The sequence below is a fragment of the Gammaproteobacteria bacterium genome (assembly GCA_013214945.1).
In the GTDB taxonomy this organism is placed as follows: domain Bacteria; phylum Pseudomonadota; class Gammaproteobacteria; order Enterobacterales; family Psychrobiaceae; genus Psychrobium.
In genome coordinates this window covers 135,945-148,016 of sequence record JABSRT010000012.1, presented here as the reverse complement: position 1 = coordinate 148,016, position 12,072 = coordinate 135,945, and the positions used below count along the sequence as shown (strand labels likewise).

The 12,072-nt window shown below is 43.0% G+C and carries 10 protein-coding genes; 1 reads left to right on the top strand and 9 read right to left on the bottom strand.

Features of this window, described 5'->3' with window-relative positions; genetic code table 11:
* Window positions 1-492, top strand: a 492-nt coding sequence (locus HRU23_11355; GenBank protein ID NRA54731.1) for a transposase, incomplete at its 5' end; no start/stop codon positions are given.
* A gap of 67 nt (window positions 493-559) precedes the next feature.
* On the opposite strand, the gene HRU23_11350 is transcribed toward HRU23_11355, so the two are convergent.
* The 9 genes from HRU23_11350 to trmG/rlmN form a co-directional block, all read right to left on the bottom strand.
* On the bottom strand, window positions 560-2,824 hold the full coding sequence (locus HRU23_11350; protein ID NRA54730.1) for a TonB-dependent receptor: 2,265 nt from the start codon (window positions 2,822-2,824) through the stop codon (window positions 560-562).
* 320 nt (window positions 2,825-3,144) lie between these two features.
* Window positions 3,145-4,611: a ribosome biogenesis GTPase Der gene (der, locus tag HRU23_11345; protein NRA54729.1), complete on the bottom strand. Its 1,467-nt coding sequence runs from the start codon at window positions 4,609-4,611 to the stop codon at window positions 3,145-3,147.
* 128 nt (window positions 4,612-4,739) lie between these two features.
* The gene (gene bamB / locus HRU23_11340) at window positions 4,740-5,918 is read right to left on the bottom strand and encodes an outer membrane protein assembly factor BamB (GenBank protein ID NRA54728.1); all 1,179 of its coding nucleotides are present in this window, start codon (window positions 5,916-5,918) and stop codon (window positions 4,740-4,742) included.
* Between the two features lie 9 nt (window positions 5,919-5,927).
* Window positions 5,928-6,551, bottom strand: a complete 624-nt coding sequence (locus tag HRU23_11335; GenBank protein NRA54727.1) for a tetratricopeptide repeat protein — start codon at window positions 6,549-6,551, stop codon at window positions 5,928-5,930.
* 9 nt (window positions 6,552-6,560) lie between these two features.
* Complete coding sequence (gene hisS, locus HRU23_11330) at window positions 6,561-7,832, bottom strand: histidine--tRNA ligase (GenBank protein NRA54726.1); 1,272 nt, start codon at window positions 7,830-7,832, stop codon at window positions 6,561-6,563.
* Window positions 7,833-8,021: 189 nt separating this feature from the next.
* The gene (gene ispG / locus HRU23_11325; GenBank protein ID NRA54725.1) at window positions 8,022-9,131 is read right to left on the bottom strand and encodes a flavodoxin-dependent (E)-4-hydroxy-3-methylbut-2-enyl-diphosphate synthase; all 1,110 of its coding nucleotides are present in this window, start codon (window positions 9,129-9,131) and stop codon (window positions 8,022-8,024) included.
* Window positions 9,132-9,136: 5 nt separating this feature from the next.
* Window positions 9,137-9,949: a DUF4115 domain-containing protein gene (locus tag HRU23_11320; GenBank protein NRA54724.1), complete on the bottom strand. Its 813-nt coding sequence runs from the start codon at window positions 9,947-9,949 to the stop codon at window positions 9,137-9,139.
* Window positions 9,949-10,797, bottom strand: coding sequence for a type IV pilus biogenesis/stability protein PilW (pilW, locus tag HRU23_11315; protein ID NRA54723.1), 849 nt, complete (start codon window positions 10,795-10,797; stop codon window positions 9,949-9,951). The genes HRU23_11320 and pilW overlap by 1 nt, the downstream gene beginning before the upstream one ends.
* A gap of 37 nt (window positions 10,798-10,834) precedes the next feature.
* Complete coding sequence (gene trmG/rlmN / locus HRU23_11310; protein NRA54722.1) at window positions 10,835-11,956, bottom strand: bifunctional tRNA (adenosine(37)-C2)-methyltransferase TrmG/ribosomal RNA large subunit methyltransferase RlmN; 1,122 nt, start codon at window positions 11,954-11,956, stop codon at window positions 10,835-10,837.
* Window positions 11,957-12,072: the final 116 nt, after the last annotated feature.

Genomic DNA, 12,072 nt, shown 5'->3' with positions numbered 1-12,072 from the left:
AAAGGCAAAGAGTATACGGTGATCACATCGATGGTCGACCCGATGCGATTTCCCGTTGCTGATATTGCTGACTTGTATGCTCATCGGTGGGAAATTGAGCTAGGATATCGCGAAATGAAGCAATATATGCTCAAGAATGAGTTGACGCTAAGAAGTAAGAAGCCAGAAATGGTACGGCAAGAATTATGGGGTGCGTTATTGGCCTATAATTTAATACGCTTTCAAATCGGTAAAATGGCGTACAGCTTAGATAGCATATTGCCAATACAGTTAAGTTTTAGTCGCGCATCGGCTTATATAATTCAACAGTTATCTATCATGCCCCATCTTTCACCGGGTAAAATACCAAAGGCCGTCAATGATATGTTGAGTATGGCAAAGTCTTTTTTATTACCCGAACGAGACGAGCGAAGTTGCCCTAGAACAGTGAAATCAAGACCAAAACGTTACGCTGAAAAGAAACCAAAAAAATGCGCATCAGCTCTTAACTGACACGCATTACAACTAAGTTAGTTGCCTTTTTACCTTGCAATTATCTCAAATAAACGCTCAATACGCGTTAAAAATCATATTGCATATTCAATAACACCGAACGCGGCCCGCCGACAGTATAAGTATCTTGGATTGCCGCTATAGCAGAGTTTTGGTTAAAGACATTACTAACATATAACTTGTCGGTTAAGTTCTTAACCGTCAGTGCAACCTGCCAGTTATGCGCTGAACGATAACCGACTTTAGCGTTAACCAGCGTATAATTTGCTAGCTTTTTGGTGTTTTCGCTATCAGCCCACGCATCTCCACGGTAGCTAACGTCAGTATTTAAATACCAACCGGGTGCAAAGTCATATTCTAAGCCAATCATGCCATTAACCGCTGGCGCCCTGCGAAACTCGAAGCCAGTTAAATCAGTAATCGCTTTTTCTGTGCCATTGATGGTGACCGACTCGGCAAACTCGGTAAATTCAGTGTGGGCATAACCGAAATTACTATATAAGGCTAATGTTTCAGACACGTTGTAGTTTAACGCTAACTCAAAACCATATAATTTAGACTGACCCGCATTGATATTAGCGTTATTAAGCCCGGTACTGTCCAGTGCAACGTTAACTTGCTGGTCCGTTAACTGAGTCAGATAGATATTAGTACGACTGGTTAAATCACCGTCTAACCAGCTGGCGCGGTGGGCCAGTTCATAGTTCCAAGCGAATTCAGGATCAAAGGTAACTACATCGCCATTAAGCGGATTAACCGAGATGCCGCCAGCGCGATAACTGCGTTGAATATTGGCACTAATACTTTGCTGCTCGCCCAGATGATAGATAGCAGATAGTTTAGGTAAAAAGGCATTGTAGGTTGTTTCTTGCGGTGTATCGACCATACCTTCCGAGGTTAAACCGTTAACAAGACCTGCGACTAATGGATGGGTAAAAGTATCTGGTGATGACAGTTTTGAGTAAACAGTACGGCTTTGTTTTTCATGATCGAAACGAGCACCAACGACCAGCTCCCATTCATCGTTAATGCGCCAATCTACTTCACCGAAAATAGCGCTATTGGCAATGCTAGTAGTAGACTCGTTATGTGCAGCAATGTTTAAACTATTTGGGAAAGTATTTTGATAAAAATCGGTCGCTTCCATTGCATCCATGCTGCCATAATACATCGCCCCACCAATAATTGAGCTGGCAAATAATTCTTTGGGTGCAATGCTTAAGATATCGTAATTAGTATCTAAATCGACCTTGGCGTAAAAACCGCCAACAATGGCGGACACATTTTCATTTTGGTAGAAAAACCTAACTTCTTGGCTTAATGCTTGTTCATTATCGTGCTGAACAACCGTATTGCCCGATATTGCCGAGCTATCATAATCGTCTTGGCGGTCAAACTTACCACGACTAAACCCTGATACCGCGGTTAACGACCACTGATCATTAATTTGGTAATCGGCGGCTAAACTGGCACTGTCGGCGTCAATATCAAAGGCGGCGGCATAATCACTGACGGCCTGATATTTTTTGAGTAACTCTTGCGGCACCATCGCCGAATCTTTAAATTGGTTATTCGCTTTATTCCAGCTAAATAACAAGGACAAATCTTCAATCGCCCGTGGCTCATACAATACTTTAATTCGAGCATTGCCACGCTCATAGCCGGCATAATCGTCTTCATTACGGGTTATGTTAGTGATATAACCATCTGCTTCATCACGATCTAGGGCAATGCGGATAGCGAGTTCATCAGCAATAATCGGCGTACTGACGGCGACAGAAATACGGCGTTTGTGATCAGAGCCGACACTTAACTGTACCTTACCTTGCGTATCATAGGTTGGGTCATTACTGTTAATAATCACCGAGCCAAACATTGAGTTACGGCCTTGAATTGTTGATTGCGGACCGCGTAAAAACTCAACCTGTGCAATATCCCACATGCTAGGCAGACCATAACGAGTGGCCAATTGACCGACCGATGCACTGTCAACGTAAACACTTGAGGTCATTGAACCCGATGAGGACGTTGCTTCACCAAAAACGTTCATACCGCGGATTGAAAAAGAGGTACGGTTACTGCCTTCTGATAACTGGGTAACATTGGCAACATGCTTATAAACATCGGCCATATCAACGGCAGAAGCGCGTTGTAATTGCTCGTCGGTCAACACATCAATGCTGGTTTGAGTTTGGTCGACGGTGCGGCCAACTTTTTCACCTGACACGACGATCCGTTCTGGCGCCTGCGCCTGCGCCTGTAATGGCAACATCATGACATTAAGCGCAATGATTGATGATATAGCACGGGCTATTTTAGTTTTTACTACCATGTTAACTCCTGTTAAATTTACCACAACGGCACCACGAACGACCTCGCTCAAAGACATCAGACCACTAGGTAAATAAAAATCAGTCGCATTATCATCAAGGTAGCTCGTTAAGTCAACAAGTTAATATCAATTTATGTTAAATTTATGATCTTGTTGTGGCTAGATAAAGTTAATTTAGACTTAGCGCTCGAATAAGCGATTAGCAATGAGAGCAACGATGGATTAATCGGGTTAGTGCTAATTTATGGCAGACAAAAAAAAGCCATCGCATGGCGATGGCTTTTATCGATAAATCGATTCTAGACCGATTTAGCAGTTAACTATTTCTTTTTATGAAACTTCATCAGACGTTCACGTTTACGCACTTGCGTCGCGCTTAGCTTGTTCTTACGCCCTTCAAACGGGTTAACACCTTCTCTAAATTCGATTTTGATCGGCGTGCCCATGATTTTTAATGTACGACGGAAGTAGTTCATTAAGTAACGTTTGTATGATGCATCAAGCTTTTTAACCTGAGTACCGTGCACAACCACGATTGGAGGGTTATAACCGCCGGCATGGGCAAAGCGTAACTTAACGCGACGACCAGAGAACATTGGTGGCTGGTGATCATCAACGGCCATTTGCATTATCTTCGTCATCATCGACGTTGAAACACGTTTGGTCGCTGAGTTATAAGCTTCCTGAACCGATTCAAATAAGTTGCCAACACCACTTCCGTGCAAGGCAGATATAAAGTGAATACGGGCAAAATCAACAAAACCAAGACGACGATCAAGTTCGGTTTTGATCCGATCTTTAGCATCATTGCTCATGCCGTCCCATTTGTTAACCGCAATCACGATTGAACGACCGGCGTTAAGGGTAAACCCTAACAAGCTTAAATCTTGATCCGAAATACCATCACGGGCATCAATTACCAATAATACGACGTTGGCATCTTCAATCGCTTTAAGGGTTTTGATGATCGAGAATTTTTCAATCGCTTGGTTAATGTTTTTACGACGGCGAACACCCGCGGTATCAATTAACACATATTCGCGTTCATCACGAACCATCGGAATGTAGATACTGTCGCGAGTCGTACCCGGCATATCATAAACAACAACTCGTTCTTCACCTAAAATTCGGTTGGTCAGAGTTGATTTACCAACATTTGGTCGGCCAATGATCGCCAATTTAATCGGCAAAGCTTGCAATGCTTTAGCTTGCTCTTCGGCAGTTTCTTCGGTCAGTTCTTTTTCGAATTCGTCTTCTTGGTCTTCTTGGTCTTCAAGACTCACGTACCCTGCTTCTTCGGCATAAGGACGTAAACATTTTTCGATCAGTTGCTGAACACCTCGACCATGAGCCGCTGCAATCGGGTAAACGCCACCCAGTGCTAACGCATAGAAATCTGCCGTCACTGAATCAATATCAACGCCGTCTGTTTTATTTGCAACCAAGTAGACAGTTTTATCAAGCTTACGTAAATGATTAGCAATCGCTTCATCAGCAACGATTACGCCATCACGGGCATCAACTAAAAATAAAACCACATCGGCTTCTTCAATCGCCATCAGCGATTGATCTGCCATTAATGCGTCAATACCATCTTCGTCACCTTGAATACCACCGGTATCAATTAACAAAAACTCATAACCAGCCAATTTGGCTGTACCGTATTTACGGTCACGTGTTAAACCAGGGAAATCCGCGACTAAAGCGTCACGTGTCCGAGTTAAACGATTAAATAATGTAGATTTGCCCACATTTGGGCGACCAACTAGAGCTACCACCGGTAACATCACAATTCTCCAAGCATCGTCGCCATGTGACCCCTTGTCAGCGCGACATTCCGTTCATCCTGAACATAAAAAAGCAGTCTCAGGAGCCACTCCCCCAGGACTGCTTTTAAGTATATTAATAATGGCGGCTATTTTATAGAAATAGCCGACAATAAGCCATCTTTTGATAAGAGATATAACAGATCGTGATCAACCACAGGTTTTGCGATATAACCAGCACTGTCTAATTGCGTCTGAGCAACAAAATTGCCCTGTTCACTATCTAATAAATGTAAATAACCTTCAAAATCTGTTACTGCAATATAACCGTTAAGTAACGCTGGCGCTGACAAACCTCGGTTTTCAAGCCCACGTTGACCCCATTTTTCGAGACCAGAACGGCGATCTATCGCATAAACATGACCATCGGTGGTGGTAACATACAAATTATAACCATCCACTGTCATCGACTGGTATGACGAATAAGCACGCTTCCACAATACTTTACCCGTTCTTAATTCCAGCGCAGCCAAATTACCGTTATAAGCAACAGCGTACAAAGTACCGCCTAAAATCAAAGGCGTACCATCGACGTCAATGACATTAGCTAATTCGTTTTGACCTTTGCTGCTAGCAATAACTTGTTGCCAAATAGCGCGACCATCATCCGTTAACACACCGCCAACTTTACCTCGAGGTAAACCAAAAAATATCGCGCCCTGATTTTCAACCATGCCGGAAGAACCACGCAGTGATAATGCAGGCACATCGCTGTGATAACTCCAACGCTGTTCACCTGTATCAATATCAAAAGCTATCACTTTGCCATTGCCTAGTGAGGTAATCACCAAGTTGTTAGTAAAAACTGGCAAGGCCAAAATTTCACCACCAACCTGTTTTTGCCACACGGTTTCGCCAGTTGCTTGATCAAGAATATACAGCTGACCACTTTCAGAACCGACCGCTACTTTGTCATAACCCGTAGCAATGCCACCAGACAGCTGTGCACTTTGCTTAGCACTGAACATTCCTTCACTAGGATTTAGTTCAACCTGCCATAATTCTTTACCCGTTAAGGCGTCAAAAGCGATGACTGTGCCTTGACGATCACTTGCAAAGGTTTTGCCATAAGCAACTGCCGGTTGTAACTGCGAAAAATAATCGGCGCTGCCATTACCAACTTGCTCATCCCAGTTAATTTTAAGATCAACCTGAGACTGAATCAGCGGAACCGGTGCAATTTTAAGCAAAGGTTCCGTTGACGAACAACCACTAAGCAACCCAGAAATTATTGCACTGGCAACGACTAATTTAGACCATTGAGTCATAATAGTTCCTTATGCCGATGGCGTGAGATCGTTTAATTTCATTTTCAGTTCAGAGTTTGGTAACTCAGGCGCTGCGTCGATCGCGGCTTGATATGCGCTGCGCGCTTTATCAAGATCACCTTGTGCTAAATAGATATTGCCTTCTAATTCGCTTTTTTGAGCAGCAAAAGCACTGTCAGTTAAGGTCATTAGGGTCGCTAGTGCTTGTTCACTTTGATCAAGCATCACTTCAACTCGGGCTAATCTAATGGTCGCGATGCTTTTAATGGTTGATTCCACAGGGCTTGCGATCACTTGCTTTAAGATCGTCGTTGCTTGGTCAAACTCTTTGTTATCAACTAAAGACTTAACCATAATTAATTGCGTTAACTGGCTGTATTGACTGTCACTGTGATCTGCAATATAAGCTTGACCATCTTTAACCACGGCATCTGAAGTCGTTAACTTTTGCGCGACGGTCGTATAAGCTTGCGAGTGGCCCGCCATCGTTTCTAGCTGCGCCTGCTGGTAATAGTTCCATCCATAAATACCACCTAGGCCGACAATAGCGCCAACGATGAGTGAAAGACCATTATCTTTTAAAAAGCGCTTAATTGCTTCTTCTTGTTGTTCTTCGCTGCTGTAAATTTCCACTCGTTACTCCTATAATGCGGTTAATAACTCAGACAAGTCAGGGTAGCTTACTGTAATTTGAGGCTTGTCTTCGCGTAAATATTTAACACTAACTAACTGTTGCTCGATTTCATCTTGACCCAAAATAAGTACTATCTTTGCGCCACTGCGATCGGCTTTTTTCATTTGTTTCTTAAAGTTACCCGCACCACAATGCTTCATGATCCGTAAATTCGGGTGAGCCAAACGTAACTGCTGGGCAATAAGAAAAGATTGCTGCTGGGCTTCATCACCCATCGCGGCAACGTAAACATCAACCGTTGGTTTAACATCCTGAGTCAGCTCTAAGGCTTGCAGCATTAACACGATACGTTCAATGCCCATGGCAAAACCAACCGCGGGGGTAGATTTGCCACCGAGTTGTTCAACCAGTCCGTCATAACGACCACCGGCTAATACCGTACCTTGGGCACCGAGGCTGTCGGTAATCCATTCAAATACCGTGCGATTGTAATAATCTAAACCGCGCACTAAGCGTTCGTTAATTTGATATTTAATGCCCGCTAAGTCAAGTAATTGACATAACTTGGCAAAATGTTGCTTAGATTCTTCACCAAGACAATCGGATAACTTAGGTGCATCGACTAAAATAGCCTGGATCGCAGGATTTTTAGTGTCTAATACACGTAAAGGGTTGCTGTACATCCGGCGTTTAGCGTCTTCGTCAAGTACGTCAAGATGCTGCTCTAAAAACGCAATAAGTTGATCGCGATAAGCGGCACGTTCAGCACTATCACCTAAAGTATTGATTTCTAGGCGAACGTGTTCGGTCATACCCAATTTTTGCCACAAAGTGTGCGACAACAATAATACTTCAGCATCGGCGTCAGCATCGGCGATGCCATAGACTTCAACCCCAAATTGGGTAAATTGACGATAGCGACCTTTTTGCGGACGTTCATGACGGAACATCGGGCCCGTATACCATAAACGTTGTTCTTGGTTGTACAACAAACCGTGCTGATTGCCCGCACGAACACAGCTGGCTGTGCCCTCTGGGCGTAAAGTAAGGCTGTCGCCGTTACGATCGTCAAAAGTGTACATCTCTTTTTCGACGATATCGGTCACTTCACCAATAGAACGTTTGAACAAATCGGTACTTTCAACGATTGGCATTCTAATTTCACTGTAACCAAAAGATGCGACCGCTGTTCTGATTGCTTGTTCGGCCATTTGCCAAACTGGGGTTTGCTCAGGCAGAATGTCGTTCATTCCGCGGATTGCCTGGATAAATTTTGCCACTTACTTACCTATAATTCTTTTATATAGCCGTAATCAATAAAATCACGGCTATTATTGTTGCCAAATACTAAAATGTTAATTTCAAAATGAATAAAACATTTACTGCAAAACGAGATAGTTACCTGCATTATGCAAAATTATGCCTCATGATGCTACTCGAAAAATAACCCGATAGCAGCACAACGTCATTTAAATTTGCGCAATGTCGATTTTCAATTGTTCGTTAGCGACTCTCGTGCGAATTTTTGCTTCTAGCGCATCAACTAAGTTGGTATTGATTAACCGCTCTTTTTTTCTAATACCGTCTTCGTAAAAACCACTCATATTTTTGCCGCCGGTTAAACCAATATCAGAAATTAATGCTTCGCCAGGTCCATTCACAACACAACCGATAATAGATACATCCATTGGCATCACAATATCTTCTAATCGTTGTTCCAATGCATTAACCGTCGCAATCACATCAAATTCTTGACGCGAACAACTCGGACAAGCAATAAAGTTAATGCCGCGGCTGCGAATTCGCAGTGATTTTAAAATATCAAAACCGACTTTGACCTCTTCAACCGGATCTGCTGCTAATGAAACGCGTAACGTATCACCAATACCGTCATTGAGTAACATGCCCAAACCGATTGCAGATTTCACCGCTCCGGCACGAAAAGCACCAGCTTCAGTAATACCAAGATGCAAAGGTTGGATAATTTCTTTGGCTAATAATCGATATGATTCAACAGCCAAGTGAACATCAGACGCTTTAACAGACACCTTAAATTGATCAAAGTTCAGTCGCTGTAAAATATCGACATGGCGCATCGCCGACTCAACTAACGCGGCGGCTGTTGGCTCGCCATATTTTTCCTGAATATCTTTTTCAAGCGAACCACCATTAACCCCAATTCTGATCGGAATGTTCATATCACGGGCGCATGCAACCACTGAGCGAATACGATCCTCACGACCGATATTACCCGGGTTAATCCGTAAACAGTCAGCGCCATATTCAGCAACTTTAAGTGCAATGCGGTAGTCAAAGTGAATGTCGGCAATCAAAGGAATATTTGTTTGCTGTTTAATCAGTTTAAATGCTTCGGCGTCATCCATTGTCGGTACAGAAACACGAACCATATCAGCGCCGGCCGCTTCAATCCGAGCAATTTGTGCAACAGTCGCTGCAACATCGCTGGTCAAGGTATTGGTCATCGATTGCACAGCAATGGGTGCACCATCGCCAATTGGCACGTTGCCAACCATAATGCGGGTTGATTTACGTCTGATAATCCCAGTGTCTTGATGCATATTCTTTATTGCTCCAGTGGTACGCTAAAACGAGCGGCGTTATCTATGATATAGCGGGAAATATCTAAAGCTTCACCTTGATAGGTAATACTAACCGCTGCAGGTGCGCCTAGTGTCACTTGCAACGGTGCCATGCCACTAACCGTTAGCACAGATCCCGCCTTTTTCATTCCAATCGCCAGTACTTCATTACTGGCATCGGTTATTTTTATCCAACAATCTTGACTAAAATCTAAGTCAAGCTTGGTATTTTTGATGCCATCATTAGCTGACGTCGACGTTAGTTCGGACTGACTTTTTTGGTCGGCTACAACCAGAGGCATACTGTCATCTAATTGCTCAGCAGCAATATTAACGGAGGCCTGTTCTGGCTGGTCATTATCAGCTTGTTGCCACCACCATATAACTATCATTGCGACAAAACCGCCGACTATCAGCATAGTTACCCAATTAAGGTAACGATTATGGAGCTGCACCTTGGTACGCTGGGAAAAGCTTTGCATGCCTTTAACCTGAGTAGTCGGTTGGTATTGACTATTGAACAGTTGCAAAATTGGTTTGGGTTCTAAGCCAACAAGCTTGGCATAGTTAGCAATGTAACCCTTACTAAATAACGGATTGACGCTAGGATCAACCTGATCATTATCAATATCTTGAATAACAATTAGTTTTAAATAAAGCTTATCAGCAATCTCTTGCGCCGTTATATTTTTTGCCTGGCGTGTTGATTTAAGCAATTGACCTAACGTTTGCTCGAGCTGTTCGTGGCCACTGTCTGGTGGCGTTTGATCTATTGGGTTGGTTTCTTTTATATTCATCACAAATCTTTTGATCCATAATCGATTGCTGCATTTGAGCTTGGATAGTCGCGTAATAATATTTTACCAAGACCTTTTACCATCGTGAAGTTTTGTGCCTTGTGTTCAATTTGAATCTGGACCCATAAACTTTCTGGTGTTTGAATGTATCTTTTATTGTAAGTAGCCAGTTGGGTTCTGGCACCAATTAAATTGCTTAATTCAAGGTTAGCTTTGGCCAAGCCGAGCAAAGCGCGCGCATGGTTAGGGTAATAGTTAAGTACCTTGGTTAGGTGTAGTTGTGCGGTGGACCAATTGTTATCACGAAGTGCGCAAAGCCCAGCATTTTCATGCGTTTGAGCTATTTGGTTATTGCTTTCGGTGTTTATTGCTAATACAAATTGTCGATGGGCCTGTTGATAGCGTTTAAGATCACACAGAAATGCACCGTAGTTATTGCGAATATCAGAATTTTCAGGAAATTGACGCACCGCTTGGCGATATGACTTATCGGCTAAGTCATTTTCGCCGACTTTCTGGTAATAAAAAGCATAACTTGCAGCTACACCGTCAATATTGGGGCTAATAGCCGCGGCACGATCGAGGTTTTGCTTCGCGGCAGCTATCTTATCTTGTCGCAGGTACTCAATCGCTAATTTGAGCCTTGCCATTGCGGCACTTTCATTATTTTTGGTCCGTTCGCTGACGGTATTATTGGCACCATAAACGTATTCTTTAGTGACACAGCCACTAACTAATAATGTCAGCACCATAACGGCTAGTCCCGCGCTAATATTGTTATTTTTTATTTTCATCATATCCATTGTAAAAATCAAAGGTGAGCCAACAACATAGATAGCACAGGTCATAAAACTTGACCATCAAACTTGCCGTTGGCTATTAAAGCTAGCGTACCATTGTGACGGAAATAGCATCACCTTGCATCTGCTTTTTTGCCGTCCGTTTAGTTCGATCAATAACATCGCCTACTAACTGACCACATGCAGCATCAATATCGTCACCTCGGGTCTTACGCACTATAACGGTAAAACCATATTCCATCAGTACTTTATTAAAACGATCGATGCGAGAGTTGCTCGAACGGCCATATGGCGAACCAGGGTATGGATTAAAGGGGATCAGGTTTATTTTACACGGCGTATCTTTTAATATTTGGGCTAATTCATGTGCTTGATCGGTAGAATCATTAACATGATCGAGCATCACATATTCAATCGTCACGCGACCACGATTTGCATTAGACTTTTCAATGTAACGTGCAACACCAGCTAGAAATTCTTTAATTGGATATTTTTTATTGACTGGCACCAGGACATCACGCAGCTCGTCATTTGGCGCATGCAGTGAAATAGCCAGCGCAACATCAATTTGGTCACCTAACATGTCAAGCGCTGGCACCACACCAGAGGTCGATAAGGTAACCCGGCGTTTAGATAAGCCATAACCATTATCATCAAGCATTAATTCCATCGCTGGCACAACATTTTTAAGGTTTAGCAGGGGTTCACCCATGCCCATCATTACAACATTGGTTATCGGACGATTACCGGTAACACCTTTAACGCCAACAATTTGTGCAGCACGCCAAACTTGACCAATGATTTCACTGACCGATAAGTTGCGGTTAAAGCCTTGAGCGCCCGTTGAACAAAAGGTGCACTCAAGTGCGCAACCAACTTGAGAAGAAACACACAAGGTCGCGCGATCGCCTTCGGGAATATAAACAGCTTCAACTTCCTGGCCGCCTGACACCGCCATTGACCATTTGATGGTGCCGTCAGTTGAGCGCTGTTCGGTAATCACCTCAGGGGCCTTAATAAAACATAGCTGCTTAAGCTTATCACGTAGTTTTTTGTTGATGTTAATCATCAAATCAAAGTCATCGACACCAAAGTGATAGATCCATTTCATTAATTGATCGGCACGAAACGGCTTTTCGCCATGTTCGCTTAAAAAAGCACGTAATGCTTTGCGATCGAGATTTAATAAATTGATTTTTTCTTTCATGGTGTTTCTCACTTATTTTACAACAACTTGCTGCTAACATTTTCTATGGTTATTCGCGTTTTTACGTTTAGCGCCTCGCTCTATTTAGACAAGCGATAAACGTAAAAACGGGGGTA

What these genes read in the sequence shown, in the direction of transcription:
- bamB (NRA54728.1), bottom strand. Translation starts at nt 5,918, where the DNA reads ATGACTCAATGGTCTAAATTAGTCGTTGCCAGTGCAATAATTTCTGGG.
- der (NRA54729.1), bottom strand. Translation starts at nt 4,611, where the DNA reads ATGTTACCGGTGGTAGCTCTAGTTGGTCGCCCAAATGTGGGCAAATCT.
- ispG (NRA54725.1), bottom strand. Translation starts at nt 9,131, where the DNA reads ATGCATCAAGACACTGGGATTATCAGACGTAAATCAACCCGCATTATG.
- HRU23_11320 (NRA54724.1), bottom strand. Translation starts at nt 9,949, where the DNA reads ATGAATATAAAAGAAACCAACCCAATAGATCAAACGCCACCAGACAGT.
- HRU23_11350 (NRA54730.1), bottom strand. Translation starts at nt 2,824, where the DNA reads ATGGTAGTAAAAACTAAAATAGCCCGTGCTATATCATCAATCATTGCG.
- trmG/rlmN (NRA54722.1), bottom strand. Translation starts at nt 11,956, where the DNA reads ATGAAAGAAAAAATCAATTTATTAAATCTCGATCGCAAAGCATTACGT.
- pilW (NRA54723.1), bottom strand. Translation starts at nt 10,797, where the DNA reads ATGACCTGTGCTATCTATGTTGTTGGCTCACCTTTGATTTTTACAATG.